Origin of the sequence: Achromobacter sp. UBA5777, assembly GCF_002418565.1 — a bacterium.
Classification (GTDB): domain Bacteria; phylum Pseudomonadota; class Gammaproteobacteria; order Burkholderiales; family Burkholderiaceae_B; genus Achromobacter; species Achromobacter animicus.
In genome coordinates this window covers 378-14,960 of the sequence record NZ_DIEJ01000203.1, presented here as the reverse complement: position 1 = coordinate 14,960, position 14,583 = coordinate 378, and the positions used below count along the sequence as shown (strand labels likewise).

Genomic DNA, 14,583 nt, shown 5'->3' with positions numbered 1-14,583 from the left:
TCGGTGTGGCCCTTCTGGCGGCCGAAACCCTTGACTTCGGTGACGGTCAACCCGCTGACGCCGACTTCCGCCAGCGCCTCGCGGACTTCGTCGAGCTTGAAGGGTTTGATGATGGCGGTGACTTGTTTCACGTTGGTCGTCCTGGGTTTTTGATGTGTTGCGTCGCCCTGCCGCGCTGCCGATCGTCTTGTCGGGCGGGCGCCGGGCGCAATGGTTAAGAGAATAACACCGGGCAGGCGCGGCTGCGGCTCCGGGGAAACGCGCGCCGGCCCTGCCCCGCAGCGCGCCTGGCTTGCCGCCGCCCCAACTTGGTGCGCGGCGACGCCGTCAGCCCTTGGGCGCCTCGTCGGGAATGGTGTCGGCCTCGCGCATCCAGACCACCGATTCCGAGTCGCTGGGCGCGCGCCAGTCGCCCCGCGGCGACAGCGAACCGCCGGAGCCCACCTTGGGCGCGTTCGGAATGCAGGTGCGCTTGAACTGGCTGGTCCGGAAGAATTTGTCCAGGAAGATCTTCAGGTTGCGCTTGATGGCGGCCAGATCGTACTGGTTGCGGGCGACGTGTCCGGCTTCGGGCCAGGCGCCGGCCTCGCGGTCGCGCCAGGCCGTCCACGACAGGAACGCGACCTTGGTCGGCGCAAAGCCGTAGCGCAGCGTGTAGTACAGGTTGAAATCCTGCAATTCATAGGGACCGATGGACGCTTCGCTCTTTTGCTCGGGCTTGTCGTCCGCGCCCCCCGGCACCAGCTCGGGGCTGACGTCCGTGCCCAGCACGTCCAGCAGCACCTGCGCGCCGTCGTCGCCCAGACGGCCCGATTCGGCCACCCAGCGCACCAGGTGCGTGATCAGCGTCTTGGGCACGCTGGCGTTGACGCTGTAATGCGACATGTGGTCGCCCACGCCGTACGTGCACCACCCCAGAGCAAGTTCGCTCAGGTCGCCCGTGCCGATGACGATGGCGTTGCTGAAGTTGGCCAGGCGGAACAGGTGGTTGGTGCGCTCGCCCGCCTGCACGTTCTCGAACGTGATGTCGTAGACCGGCTCGCCGTTGGCATAGGGATGGCCCAGGTCCTTGAGCATCTGCAGGCAGCTGGGACGGATATCGATTTCGGACGCCGTGCAGCCCACCACCGCCATCAGGCGGCGCGCCTGCTGCAGTGTGCGGGTGCTGGTGGCAAAACCCGGCATCGTGACGGCCAGGATGTTGGAGCGCGGCAGGTCCAGCGCGTCCATGGCCTTGGCGCAGACCAGCAGCGCGTGCGTGGAATCCAGGCCGCCCGAAATGCCGATGACCACCTTCTTCATGCCGCTGGCGGACAGGCGCTGCGCCAACGCCTGCACCTGGATGTTGTAGACCTCCTGGCAGCGCGCGTCGCGGCGCTGGGGGTCGGCCGGCACGTAGGGGAAGCGCGCCACGCGGCGTTCGAGCGGCAGTTCGGTGTCTTCCAGCGGCGGATTCACCGGTACCGCCACGCGGCGGAACTTGCGCACTTCATCCTGATGGCGGCGCACCGACTGGCCGAAGGTGCTCTGGCGCATGCGTTCGCGCGACAGGCGTTCCAGATCGACGTCCGAGAACAGCAGATGGGAATGGTTCAGGAAGCGTTCGGATTCGGCCAGCAGTTCGCCGTTTTCATAGATGAGAGCCTGCCCGTCCCAGGCCAGATCCGTGGACGACTCGCCCCGCCCGGCCGACGTGTACATATAGGCCGACAGGCAGCGCGCCGACTGCTGCGACACCAACTGGTGGCGGTATGCGGACTTGCCGACGACGATGTTGGAGGCCGACAGGTTGACCAGCACCGTGGCGCCGGCCAGCGCGGCAAACGACGACGGGGGAATCGGCACCCAGACGTCTTCGCAGATCTCGACGTGGAACTGGAACAGCGGCAGCTTTTCCATCTGGAACAGCAGCTCGGCCCCAAACGGGACCGTCTGGCCCAGCAGGTCGATCTGCGCGTCGATGGCGCAATCGGCGGCGCTGAACTGGCGGGCTTCGTAGAACTCGCCGTAATTGGGCAGATAGGTCTTGGGCACCACCCCGAGGATGCGTCCGCCGGCCGCCACCACGGCGCAGTTGAACAACTGGTGGGCGACCCGCAACGGCGCGCCGACGACGATGGCGATATCCAGATCGGCCGTGGCCTCGACCACTTGCGCCAGCGCGGCTTCGCAGGCGTCCAGCAGGGCCTTCTGGTGAAAGAGGTCGTCGCAGGTGTAGGCCGACAGGCCCAGTTCGGGGAACGCCGCCAGCACTGCGCCGCCCTGGGCGGCCTGCTGCGCCAGCGCGATGGTCTGCGCGGCGTTGAAGGCGGGATCGGCGACCCGGCACTCGGGCACGCCGACCGCGACCCGGGCGAAGCCGTGGGAATACAGGTTGAAAAACGGGTTCGACATCGGGTTTTCGCCTGGAGTTTCGCTGGGATTTTTGCCTGCGGGCCCGGATTTCCGGGGCCCTGAAAACAACCGCCGGATTATCTCACGGCCCTCCGGCAGCCGCGCCCCGCGCGGAGCGGCGCGTGCGACGGCCAGAGCATCATGCCTAGCGCGGCATCTTGCCGTCCGTCAGCCCCCGCTCGAACGGCAGGGCCGCGTCGCCGTCCACGACGGGCCCCTGCCGATCGCGCTCCGCGGACAGCGCCGCCTGGATGGCGCTGTCGCGCAGGTAGCTGCCCATCGCGCCGATGTCCGCCCCGGACGGCTGCTGATACAGGCGCAGGCCCAGTTCAGGCAGGATCGCCAGGAGATGGTCGAAGACGTCGCCCTGGATGCGTTCGTACTCGACCCAGGCCGTCACCGCAGTGAAGCAATAGACCTCAACCGGAATCCCCTCGGACGTGGGTTCCATCATGCGCACCATCATCGCCATGTCCTGGCGGATTTCCGGATTCTGCTTCAGGTAGGCCAGCGCGTAGGCGCGCAGCGTGCCGATGTTGGTCAGCCGGCGCCGGTTCGCCGGCACGCTGGCCAGTTCGCCCAGCGTCTGGTTGGCCTGGACGATGTCCTGGGTCTTGGTCTGCAGGTAGTCGTGCAGCAACCGGAACTTCATCAGGCGCTGCGGCTCGTCGTCGGCCAGGAATCGCACGCTGGCGGCGTCGATGCGGATGGTGCGCTTGATGCGCCGGCCGCCGGATTCGAACATGTGCCGGTAGTTGCGGTAGCTTTCCGAGAACAGCTTGTAGGTCGGCACCGTGGTGACGGTGTTGTCCCAGTTCTGCACCTTGACGGTATGCAGCGCGATATCCTTGACGAAGCCGTCCGCGTTGCATTGCGGCATCTCGATCCAGTCGCCGATGCGCAGCATGTCGTTGCTGGTGAGCTGCGTGCTGGCCACCAGCGACAGGAGCGTGTCCTTGAACACCAGCAGCAGCACCGCGGACAGCGCGCCCAGGCCGGAGATCATCCACAGCGGCGAGCGGTCGATCAGAATGGAAAGCACCAGAACGGTGCATACCGCCGCAAGAATCAGCTTGCCGATCTGGATGTAGCCCTTGATGGACCGCGTCTGCGCGCGGGTCGTGGCCGAATAGGTGTCCTGCCAGGCGCTCAGCACGCCCGAAAACGCGATGAACACGCAGATCCAGGCGCCCGCGTGCGCCAGCCGGCCGACGATGCTGACCGCCCGTTCGGCATGGGGCACCAGGTCGATACCCACGGACACCACTGCAAACGGCACGGCGTACCAAAGGTTCTGATACGCCCGGCGGCGCTGCAGCGCCTTGTCCCAGTCGACGCGGCCGCTGGCGACCAGCAGCCGGTGGGCCAGCAAGAGGACGACGCGGGCGACGACCCACTGCACGAACAGCGCGGTCAGGATAAGCACGCCGATCCCGATCAGCGTCTGCGCCCAGATCTCCCGCGGCATGTGGGTATCAAGTTGGGTGACTAGCTCTTCCCATTCCAGGGGCATGGATCCGTACTCGCTTTTCAGGTCTTGAAACTAACCGGGGATTATCCGACAACTCGCCCCGATCGCGGGTTCCGGCCCCGCATAACCGGCCTCGGCATTACCCGGCGCGGCGCGAGGCCCTATAATCCCGGCCATCATGGCAAAGACTCCCTCCCCCGATCAAAACCAGTTCGCCAACAAGGCGCAGGCCTGGTCCGCCCGGTTCTCCGAGCCGGTTTCCGAACTCGTCAAACGCTACACGGCGTCCGTGGATTTCGACAAGCGCCTGGCGCGCCACGACATCCAGGGCTCGCTCGCGCATGCGGACATGCTGGCCGCCCAAGGCATCATCGGTGCCCAGGACCTGGCCGACATCCAGCGCGGCATGACCCAGATCCTGTCCGAAATCGACGCCGGCTCGTTCCAGTGGCTGCTCGACCTGGAAGACGTCCATCTGAACATCGAAAAGCGCCTGGTGGAGCTGGTGGGCGACGCGGGCAAGCGCCTGCACACCGGCCGTTCGCGCAACGACCAGGTCGCCACCGACATCCGCCTGTGGCTGCGTGACGAAATCGACACCCTGCAGGTCCTGCTGCGCCAGTTGCGCCACGCGCTGGCCACGGTCGCGCTGGAAAACGCCGGCACCATCATGCCGGGCTTCACGCACCTGCAAGTCGCCCAGCCCGTCACCTTCGGCCATCACCTGCTGGCTTACGCCGAAATGTTCGGCCGCGACGCCGAGCGCCTGGCCGATTGCCGCCGCCGCGTGAACCGCCTGCCGCTGGGCGCCGCCGCGCTGGCCGGCACGTCGTTCCCCATCGACCGCGAACGCGTTGCCAAGACCCTGGGTTTTGAAGGCGTCTGCCGCAATTCGCTGGACGCCGTCTCCGACCGCGACTTCGCCATCGAATTCTGCGCCGCCGGCGCGCTGATCATGACGCACGTCTCGCGCCTGTCCGAAGAGCTGGTGCTCTGGATGAGCCCGCGCGTGGGCTTCATCGACCTGGCCGACCGCTTCTGCACCGGCAGCTCGATCATGCCGCAGAAAAAGAACCCCGACGTGCCAGAACTTGCCCGCGGCAAGACCGGCCGCGTCAACGGCAACCTGGTCGCCCTGCTGACCCTGATGAAGGGCCAGCCCCTGGCCTACAACAAGGACAACCAGGAAGACAAGGAAGGCCTGTTCGACACCGCCGACACGCTGCGCGACACGCTGACGATCTTCGCGGACATGGCCGGCGGCATCAAGGTCAAGGCCGACAACATGCGCGCCGCTGCGCTGCAAGGCTTTGCCACCGCCACCGATCTGGCCGACTACCTGGTCAAGCGCGGCGTGCCCTTCCGCGACGCCCACGAGGTCGTGGCCCACGCCGTGCGCGATTGCGAACAGCGCGGCTGCGATCTGGCCGACCTGTCCACCGCGGAACTCACGGCCTACCACCCCAGCATCACCGAAGACGTGCATCAAGTGCTGACGCTGGAAGGTTCGGTTGCCGCGCGCAAGCATGTGGGCGGCACCGCTCCCGAGCGCGTGGCTGAAGAGGCGCAGCGCGTTCTGGCGGAAACGGCGGAAGGCTGATTGCCGCTGCGGGTAGTAGCTTGACTGCAAGGCCCCCTTTTTTGGGGGCCTTGTTGTTTTCCGCAGCGCGGCAAGCCGATATGATGGCGCCTTTGCCGTTCTGTCCCCCAGACCATGTCCCTCGCGCGCGTGCCGCTCAAGCCCTTTGCTCCGCTACGCATGTCCCTGGCTGTACTGGCCGCTTCCACGCTGCTGGCTGGCGTTGGTGTGCCGCCAGCCCACGCCCAAACCGCCCGCAAGCCCTCCCCCTACGAAAACGGCCGCCCCCTGCGCCACGACGAGGTTGAGGCGCGCAAGGCGGAGGACGCGCGGTGGGGCGGCCCGCGGTTTCTGGAGAAGATCCAGTCCCGGGCCGAATTCGATCAACTGGCGCGGGTCTACAACGCCGGCACGCCGCTGGAAATTCCGCATGTGCTGTTCGTCATCGACCGCCAGCGCAAGGACCGCATCTACTACCTGCACACGCCCCGCTACGGCCTGCACGAAACCTTTGCGCGCGAGCGGCGTCTGCTGTCGGGCGACAAGGCCAAGCTGATCGCGCAGTACAAGGATCCGAACCGGCGTCTGCTGTTCGGCACGCTGAGCTGGCAGAACGGCCTGCCGGGCTACACGTTTGAATTCTGGGAAGGCGATCTGCTGACGCCGGAACTGTTGACCCTGACCGCGCAGCGGCTGGCGGCCACGTTCTACGAACCGCTGCGTTTCAAGAGCAACTCCACCTTGCAGGAGCTGACGGCGCAGCGCGCCGGGATGGAGGTTGTCACGCAAGAGGCGCTGCTGCGCGAGCAGACCTTCCTGCCGCTGAATACGGGGCGCGCGCAGGGCCGGCTGCGCATCGTCAAATCGGTGGACGAAACGTCTGACCTGTCGCCCACCGACATCGTGGTGCTGGACGAGGTGCCCGTCGCGCTGACGCCCGTGGCCGGACTGGTCACGCAGCGCCCGTCCACCCTGCTCTCGCACGTGAACCTGCTGGCCAAGGGCTGGCGCATTCCCAATGCCTATGTGCGGGACGCCGTGGCGGCGTTGCGCGAGCATGACGGCCAGTGGGTCGAGCTGACCGTGGAAAACAACGGCTATAGGGTGCAACGCATTGCACAGCCTGCGGTCAATGCCAACCAAGCGGCAACGACGCCCGCAAAAGCCGCCACGCCGCTACCCAAACCCGACCTGTCGATGCGCGCCGTCAAGCCGCTGTCCGGCATGACCACGCGCGACAGCCGCTACTGCGGCGTCAAGGCGGCGAACCTGGGCGCGTTGAAGTCCGTGCTACCGCCCGCGGCCAGCGTGCCGGACGGCTTCTGCATTCCATTTGCCCAGTACGCGGCGTTCATGGACAAGCTGGGCGTGCCTGCCCGCTTGGCGGCGCTGGAACAACGGGTCGACTTCGCGTCCGACGCCAATGTGCGGCGCGCGGAACTGGCCAAGCTGCGCCAGGACATCGCCTACGCACCGTCCGACGCCCTGTCGGCCGACTGGCTTGCCCGCTGGAAAAAACAGCTGGGCGGCCGCGGCGTCTTTGTGCGCAGCTCGTCCAATTCCGAAGACCTGCCCGGCTTCAGCGGCGCGGGCTTGTACACCACCGTGCCGAACGTCACGCAGGCCGACGCGCTGGCCCGGGCCGTGCAGACGGTGTGGGCGTCGGTCTACAACTTCGAGGCCTACGAGGCGCGCCGCGCGGCCGGCTTCAACCAGGACGCGGTGGTCATGGCCGTGCTGGTGCAACTGGCCGCGGCGTCGGACAGTTCGGGCGTCATGATCACGCGCGATCCCTTCGACGCCTCACGCCGCCATGTCACGTACTTGTCCGCCAAGCGCGGGCTGGGCATCAAGGTGGTGGAAGGCAAGCGCCAGGCCGAGCAGGTTATGTATTCAAGCTGGTCCAAGGCCGTACAGGTGCTGAGCCGATCGGCCGAGGACACGCAGCTCGTGGCCGCTGCAAGTGGCGGCGTACGAGAAGTGCCCATCGAGGGCGCCAGGCAGGTGCTGAATGACGCGCTGGTCGCGCGCCTGGCCGCCGTGGGACGGCAGGTGAAAAAGCGGCTGGGAAATGCGGACCAGGACATCGAATGGGCCGTCCAAGGCGACGAGATCCTGATCCTGCAGGCGCGGCCGTACATCGACGGAAGCCGTTGAACGCGCGGGCGAGGGGCAGATACGGCGCGGACATTGCATCCGCGCCGTGTCCCGCCTTCAAATATGCAACGCGTGCCCCAGCGCCTTGAGCGCGGCCTCCTGCACTGCCTCGCCCAGCGTGGGATGCGCGTGGATCGTGCCCGCTACATCCTCCAGCGTCGCGCCCATTTCCAGCGACTGTCCGAACGCCGTCGACAGCTCCGACACCGCACGCCCCACCGCCTGCCACCCAACGATCAGATGGTTGTCGCGCCGGGCCACCACACGGACAAAGCCGTCGGTGGACTCCAGCGTCATGGCGCGGCCGTTGGCGGCAAAGGGGAATGCCGCCGTCACGCAATCCAGCCCGGCGCTTTCGGCCTCTTGCGGCGACAGGCCCGCCACAACGACTTCGGGATCGGTGAAGCACACGGCCGGAATGGACGCCGGCTGGAAGTGGCGGCGCTTGCCCGCCACCAGTTCGGCCACCATCTCGCCCTGCGCCATCGCGCGGTGCGCCAGCATGGGCTCGCCCGCGATGTCGCCAATGGCCCAGACATCCCGCATCGACGTGCGGCATTGGTCGTCGATGCGCAACGCCTTGCCTTTGCGATCGAGCTGCAGGCTTTCCAGTCCCCAGCCTTGCGTGCGCGGGCGGCGTCCCACCGAGATCAGCACGCGGTCGGCGGGCAGCAGGGTTTCGGCGCCGCTGGCGTCCTGCACGCGCACCGCGTCGCCCTTGGCGTTCAGCCCCAGCACCTTGCGTCCCAGATGCAGCGCCACGCCCATTTTGCCGAGCGCGGCCGCGACGGGCTTGGTAAGTTCGGCGTCGTAGGTCGGCAGGATGCGGTCCTGCGCCTCGACGACGGCGACTTCTGCGCCCAGCTTGCGGTACACGGTGCCGAGTTCCAGGCCGATGTAGCCGCCGCCCACCACCACGAGCTGCTTCGGGATGCTGGTGGGAGACAGGGCCTCGGTGGACGACACCACCGTGCCGCCGAATGGCAGCGACGGCAGCGGCGTGGGTTCGGAACCCGCCGCCAGCAGCAGGTGTTCGCACTGGATGCGGATGCGGCCCGCATCAGGCGTTTCGACTTCGGCCGTCTTGCCATCCAGCAGCGTGGCCCAGCCGCGCACGACTTCCACGCCGTTCTTCTTGAGCAGCGCACCCACGCCGCCCGTCAGCTTGCCGACGATGCCGTCCTTCCAGGCCACGGTCTTGGCGATGTCGATGCGCGGCGAATCCACCGCGATGCCCAGGGCCGAGTCGCCGGCGTAGTGGCGCGCCTTGTCGAATTCCTCGGCCGCGTGGATCAGGGCCTTGGAGGGGATGCAGCCGATGTTCAGGCAGGTGCCGCCCAACTGCGCGCCCTCGACGAGGATGGTGGGCACGCCCAGTTGCCCGGCGCGGATGGCGGCCACGTAGCCGCCGGGACCGCCGCCGATCACCAGCAATGTCGTTGTCTTTGTGATCTGGCTCATGCTTACTCCACGAAAAGCAGCGCGGGTTGTTCCAGCAGCGCGCGCACGGCCTGGATGAAGCGTGCCGCGTCCATGCCGTCCACCACGCGGTGGTCGAAGGACGACGACAGGTTCATCAGCTTGCGCGCCACCACGGCGCCGTTGCGGAAGGCGGGGCGTTCGACGATGCGGTTCACGCCCACGATGCCGACCTCGGGGTGGTTGATCACCGGCGTGGTGACGATGCCGCCCAACGGACCGAGGCTGGTGATGGTGATGGTCGAGCCGGAAAGCTCGTCGCGTCCGGCCGAGCCGCTGCGCACCGCCTGCGCCAGCCGCGTGATCTCGGCCGCCATGGACCAGAGATCGCGCGCCTCGGCGTGGCGCATCACCGGCACCATCAGGCCGCCGTCGCTTTGCGTGGCGATGCCGATGTGCACCGCGCCGTAGCGCGTCACGACGCCAGCCTCGTCGTCATAGCGCGCGTTGATCTGCGGAAAATCGCGCAGCGCCACGACCATTGCGCGGGCCAGAAGCGGCAGCAGCGTCAGCTTGCCGCGCTGCTCGCCCCATTTGGCGTTGAGCTGCACGCGCAGGTCCTCGAGTTCGGTCACGTCGATTTCCTCGACGTAGCTGAAGTGCGGGATGCGGCGCTTGGATTCGGCCATCTTCTGCGCGATCTTCCTGCGCAGCCCGATGACGGGCACGGCGTCTTCGTCGTTGCGTTCGGCGTAGGCCGAGCCGGCGCGGACGTTGCTGGCCGAGCCCTGCCCTTGCAGCCAGGCGTCCAGGTCTTCATGCAGGATGCGACCTGCCGGGCCGCTGCCCTGCACGTAGCGCAGTTCCACGCCCAGGTCCCAGGCGCGCTTGCGCACGGCGGGTGAGGCCAGCGGCTTTTCGCCGGGCTGGCGGATGGTCGCGGGCGCGCCGCCGGATTGGCGTGCGGCGGGCGACCTGGCTGAAGCTGACGTGGAGCCGGATGCGGATACGGATGCCGATGCCGAAGCCGATGCAGGGGTTGATGACTTGGCCGGCGTGGAAGTTGCGGGCGTCGCTACGCCGGACGCCGCAGCGCCACTCTCCACCAGACTCGGACCACCCGCCCGCTGCGCCCCGTCGGCAGCGATCCCTTCAGCCGCAGGCACAGCCGCCTTCGCCGCAGGCGCCGCAGCGCCCGCCTTCACATTCCCTTCGCCTTCGACTTCCAGGCGGATCAATTCACCGCCCACGGCCATCACCTGGCCCACATCCCCGCCCAGCGAAATCACCTTGCCGACCACCGGCGACGGAATCTCGACCGTGGCCTTGTCCGTCATTACATCCGCCAGCGGCTGGTCCTCGGCGACGGTGTCGCCCACCTTGACGTGCCAGCCCACCAACTCGACCTCTGCGATGCCTTCGCCGATGTCGGGCATCTTGATGATATGAATCCCCATGTCATGCCTCCATCGCGCGTTTGAACGCTTCGCCGACCCGGCGCGGGCCGGGGAAGTACGCCCATTCCTGCGCATGCGGATAGGGAGTGTCCCAACCGGTCACGCGCTCGACGGGCGCCTCCAGATGATGGAAGCAATGTTCCTGCACCAGGGAAATCAGTTCCGCGCCAAAGCCGCAGGTGCGCGTGGCTTCGTGCACGACCACGCAGCGCCCGGTCTTCTTGACCGAGTTGACGATGGCATCCAGATCCAGCGGCCAGAGGCTGCGCAGGTCGATGACTTCGGCGTCGATGCCGGTTTCCTCGGCCGCGGTCAGCGACACGTGCACGGTGGTGCCGTAGGTCAGCACCGTCAGTTCCGAACCCGGGCGCACGATGGCGGCCGATTCCAGCGGCACGGTGTAGTAGCCGGTGGGCACGACGCTGCCCGGGCGGCCGGTCCACGGCGTAACCGGGCGGTCATGGTGCCCGTTGAACGGGCCGTTGTAGAGGCGCTTGGGTTCCAGGAAGATCACCGGATCGTCGTTCTCGATGGCGGCGATCAAGAGGCCTTTCGCGTCGTACGGATTGGACGGCATTACCGTGCGCAGCCCGCAGACCTGCGTGAACATGGCTTCGGGGCTCTGGCTGTGCGTCTGCCCGCCGTAGATGCCGCCGCCGCAAGGCATGCGGATGGTCATGGGAGCAATGAACTCGCCCACCGAGCGGTAGCGAAGGCGCGCCGCCTCGGACACGATCTGGTCCGAGGCCGGATAGAAGTAGTCGGCGAACTGGATCTCGCACACGGGACGCAGCCCGTACGCGCCCATGCCCACCGCCACACCGACGATGCCGCCTTCCGAGATGGGGGTGTCGAACACGCGCGAGCTGCCGTACTTGGCCTGCAGGCCCTCGGTGCAGCGGAACACGCCGCCGAAGTAGCCCACGTCCTGCCCGAACACGACGACGTTGTTGTCGCGCTCAAGCATGACATCCATGGCCGAGCGCAAAGCCTGGATCATGGTCATCGGCGCCGAGGCCGGACCAGCGTTGTTATCGATTGCCATGGTCAGACTCCGAGCTGCTGGCGCTGCCGGCGCAGATGCTCCGGCATGTCCTTGTACACGTCTTCAAAAATGCTGGCGGCGCTGGGGACGTGGCCGTCCACCAGGGTGCCGTAGCTCTCGGCTTCCTTCTGGGCCGCCAGGATCTCGGCGTCGAGTTCGGCGCGGACCGCGTCGTGCTCGGCGTCGGACCAGATGCCCAACAGGATGAGGTGTTTCTTGAAGCGCTCGATCGGGTCGCCCAAGGGGAAATGGCTCCAGTCGTCGCCGGGCCGGTACTTGGTGGGGTCGTCAGAGGTGGAGTGCGGACCGGCGCGGTACGTGACCCACTCGATCAGCGTCGGACCGAGATTGCGGCGGGCACGCTCGGCGGCCCAGATCGACGCGGAATAGACCGCCAGGAAATCGTTGCCGTCCACCCGCAGCGACGCAATGCCGCAGCCCACGCCGCGGCCCGCGAAGGTCGCGCCCTCGCCGCCGGCGATCGCCTGGAAGGTGGAGATGGCCCACTGGTTGTTGACCACGTTCAGGATGACGGGCGCGCGGTAGACGTGCGCGAAGGTCAGCGCGGTATGGAAGTCGGCTTCGGCGGTGGCGCCGTCGCCAATCCAGGCCGAGGCAATGCGGGTGTCGCCCTTGATGGCCGAGGCCATGGCCCAGCCCACCGCCTGGATGAACTGCGTGGCCAGGTTGCCTGAAATCGTGAAGAAGCCGTTTTCGCGGTCGGAATACATGACCGGCAACTGACGGCCCTTGAGCGGGTCGCGCTCGTTGGACATGAGCTGGCACATCATCGTCACCAGCGACACGTCGCGCGACAGCAGGATGCTTTGCTGGCGATAGGTGGGAAAGCACATATCCCCCTTTTCCAGCGCCATCGCGTGGGCGGTGCCGATGGCCTCTTCGCCCAGGCTCTGCATGTAGAACGAGATCTTCTTCTTGCGCTGCGCGGTCAGCATGCGCCCGTCGAAGATGCGCGTCTTGAGCATCGCCCGCATGCCGGCGCGCAGCAGGTCGTGGCTGATCTCAGGCGCCCACGGGCCGACGGCGCGGCCATGCTCGTCGATGACGCGGACCAGGCTATAGGCCAGTGGACCGGTGTCGACCGCGGCAACATCAATGGGGGGTTTGGGCACCTCGCCGGGTGGCGAAAGATGCAGATAGGAGAAGTCTGTCTTGCAACCCGGTCGCCCTGTCGGCTCGGGGACGTGCAACTTCAGCGGCCCATATTGGCTCATGTATTGTCTCCACGCTTGATCGTGTCATGCGTTTTCTTCCTACCAAGGCGTTGCCAGAGGCGTGTGACCTCGGACGCTGCCGTCGACGGCTTGCGCCCGGGGATACTTGGGCAAAGCCGTTGACGAGATTAGCACAGGGGACAGGGCCGATGAGCGGGCCGCGCGGCCTTTTGGGGCCGCATTGGACTGAGGGTTTTCCTCAGGCGGCGCCGGTCCATTCCGTGACGAATTCACGGTAGTCCGGACGCTTGGCGGGCGGCACCGCGCACGCGGGCGTGCCGACGGCCAGAAAGCCCAGGAAGCGGTAATCCAGCGAGTCCAGGCCCAGCGCGTCCTGCACGTCTTCAACGTACGTGCCCAGGCCGGTGCTCCAGAACGCGGCGTAGCCCAGCATGTGGACGGCGTTCAGGATGTTCATCACCGAGCAGCCGGCGGCCAGCAGCTGTTCCTGTTCGGGGATCTTGGTGTTGCCGTGGGCAATCTTCTGGGCCACGGCGATGAACAGCGGCACGCTGGCCATCCATTCGCGGACCGACTTTTCCTTTTCGGGCGTCATGCGGGGATCGCCGCTACGCTTGACGGCGTCCAGCGCCATGTCCGCCAGCTTGCCGATGGCCTCGCCCTGGATCACGACATAGCGCCACGGACGCAGCGCGCCGTGATCGGGCGCAGACATGGCGGCCTGCAGGATCTGTTCGAGTTCGTCGGGTTTGGGCGCCGGCGCCCGCAGGAATTTGAAGGAGCGGCGCGAGGTCAGGGCGTGGAGCGGCGTGGCGGTCTGGTTTACGGTCATTGATCGATGCGCAAATGGGAAAGAAACAGATTCTCATAGTACGCGATGACGTCTGACCGGTCGCTGATCCCCCGGACTGCAACAAGGACATCCGGGCGGGTGCGCTCAGCCCAGGTGGGTGTGCCGCTCCTGCCGCTCTTCGACCTGCATTTCGCTCAGCCCGTGCAGGATGCCGCAATCGTCCGAGTCGGGCCGCGCCGACACGCAGCGCTGGCGCAAGTCGGTCAATTGGGCTTTCAGCTGCATCAGTTCGGCGATGCGCTCGTCCACATGCGAGATGTGCTCGTCGAACAACTTGTTGATGGGGCCGCAACCGGTGCGGTGGTTGTCGGCCACGGACAGGATGGCGCGGATTTCGTCCTGCGTCATGTCCAGCGCGCGGCAGTTGCGGATGAGGCGCAGGCGCTCCAGATGCATCTGGCCATAGGTGCGGTAGTTGTTCAACCCGCGCTCCGGGGCGGGCAGCAGCCCCTCTTTTTCGTAATACCTGACGGTTTCGACCGTGGTGCCGGCCGCCGTGGCCAATTCGCCGATACGCATCGCTGCCTCCCGGATCCGATCCGATGATTAGGGGTTGACCCTATAGTAACTCCAAGGTGTGGAATTGCGTCATCAGCTTATTTGAAGGGTCAAGCGGATGTCTTTACCTCCGGTCAAAGAACACAAACATCAGTCGGACAAGCACGACGGCGCCTGCTGCGGTGGCGGACACTCGCCTGCGCAGGTCGCCGTCGCGCGCGTTGAGAAGCCGGGCGATGACGCCTGCTGCGGCCACGACCATCCGGCGGCGCCGGGCAAGGATCACGGCCGTGGGCACGATGCGCACGCGGGCCATGACCACAGCCACGGGCACGATGCCCACACCGGCCACGACGATCACCGTCACCGCCACAGCCATGGCAGCCAACATGGCGCCGACACCTGCTGCGCGCCCGCTGCCCCGGCCCCGGCTGCCCAGGATGATTCCTGCTGCGGCCACGCGCATGGCGATGCCGTTCTACAGCCGGCCGCCGCCGCGACGCTCAACGCCGGC

At 66.9% G+C, this 14,583-nt stretch carries 12 protein-coding genes; 2 read left to right on the top strand and 10 right to left on the bottom strand.

Annotated elements, in window-relative coordinates; translation table 11 throughout:
- The 3 genes from B3446_RS16860 to B3446_RS16850 all read right to left on the bottom strand — a co-directional run.
- On the bottom strand, positions 1 to 131 hold a 131-nt coding region (locus tag B3446_RS16860; RefSeq protein WP_291383541.1), incomplete at its 3' end, for a P-II family nitrogen regulator.
- Between the two features lie 196 nt (positions 132 to 327).
- Positions 328 to 2,394 carry an NAD(+) synthase gene (locus B3446_RS16855; RefSeq protein WP_291383537.1) on the bottom strand — a complete coding sequence of 689 codons (2,067 nt, stop codon included), beginning with the start codon at positions 2,392 to 2,394 and terminating at the stop codon, positions 328 to 330.
- A 145-nt stretch (positions 2,395 to 2,539) separates the two neighbouring features.
- Positions 2,540 to 3,907 (bottom strand): mechanosensitive ion channel family protein, encoded by a 1,368-nt coding sequence (locus B3446_RS16850; RefSeq protein WP_175138929.1) that lies wholly within the window; start codon positions 3,905 to 3,907, stop codon positions 2,540 to 2,542.
- A 136-nt stretch (positions 3,908 to 4,043) separates the two neighbouring features.
- Here B3446_RS16850 and argH point away from each other — a divergent pair, with 136 nt between their 5' ends.
- Both argH and B3446_RS16840 read left to right on the top strand, forming a co-directional pair.
- Positions 4,044 to 5,465 (top strand): argininosuccinate lyase, encoded by a 1,422-nt coding sequence (gene argH / locus B3446_RS16845; RefSeq protein WP_175126110.1) that lies wholly within the window; start codon positions 4,044 to 4,046, stop codon positions 5,463 to 5,465.
- A 114-nt stretch (positions 5,466 to 5,579) separates the two neighbouring features.
- Positions 5,580 to 7,601, top strand: coding sequence for a PEP/pyruvate-binding domain-containing protein (locus B3446_RS16840; protein WP_291383534.1), 2,022 nt, complete (start codon positions 5,580 to 5,582; stop codon positions 7,599 to 7,601).
- A 57-nt stretch (positions 7,602 to 7,658) separates the two neighbouring features.
- Here the strand turns inward: B3446_RS16840 and lpdA are convergent, their stop codons facing one another.
- The 7 genes from lpdA to B3446_RS16805 all read right to left on the bottom strand — a co-directional run bounded on the left by lpdA (position 7,659) and on the right by B3446_RS16805 (position 14,460).
- Entirely contained in the window at positions 7,659 to 9,062 is a 1,404-nt protein-coding gene (lpdA, locus tag B3446_RS16835; RefSeq protein WP_291383532.1) for a dihydrolipoyl dehydrogenase, read from the bottom strand.
- 2 nt (positions 9,063 to 9,064) lie between these two features.
- Positions 9,065 to 10,477, bottom strand: a complete 1,413-nt coding sequence (locus tag B3446_RS16830; protein WP_291383530.1) for a dihydrolipoamide acetyltransferase family protein — start codon at positions 10,475 to 10,477, stop codon at positions 9,065 to 9,067.
- 1 nt (position 10,478) lies between these two features.
- A complete protein-coding gene (locus B3446_RS16825; RefSeq protein ID WP_291383528.1) occupies positions 10,479 to 11,522 on the bottom strand; it encodes an alpha-ketoacid dehydrogenase subunit beta in 1,044 nt (347 codons plus the stop codon).
- A gap of 2 nt (positions 11,523 to 11,524) precedes the next feature.
- Positions 11,525 to 12,757: a 3-methyl-2-oxobutanoate dehydrogenase (2-methylpropanoyl-transferring) subunit alpha gene (locus B3446_RS16820; protein WP_105238419.1), complete on the bottom strand. Its 1,233-nt coding sequence runs from the start codon at positions 12,755 to 12,757 to the stop codon at positions 11,525 to 11,527.
- 199 nt (positions 12,758 to 12,956) lie between these two features.
- Positions 12,957 to 13,550: a nitroreductase family protein gene (locus B3446_RS16815; RefSeq protein WP_175185146.1), complete on the bottom strand. Its 594-nt coding sequence runs from the start codon at positions 13,548 to 13,550 to the stop codon at positions 12,957 to 12,959.
- 105 nt (positions 13,551 to 13,655) lie between these two features.
- Positions 13,656 to 14,090 carry a Cd(II)/Pb(II)-responsive transcriptional regulator gene (cadR, locus tag B3446_RS16810; protein WP_191579419.1) on the bottom strand — a complete coding sequence of 145 codons (435 nt, stop codon included), beginning with the start codon at positions 14,088 to 14,090 and terminating at the stop codon, positions 13,656 to 13,658.
- A gap of 103 nt (positions 14,091 to 14,193) precedes the next feature.
- Positions 14,194 to 14,460, bottom strand: coding sequence for a hypothetical protein (locus tag B3446_RS16805; RefSeq protein WP_291383525.1), 267 nt, complete (start codon positions 14,458 to 14,460; stop codon positions 14,194 to 14,196).
- Positions 14,461 to 14,583 lie beyond the last annotated feature (123 nt).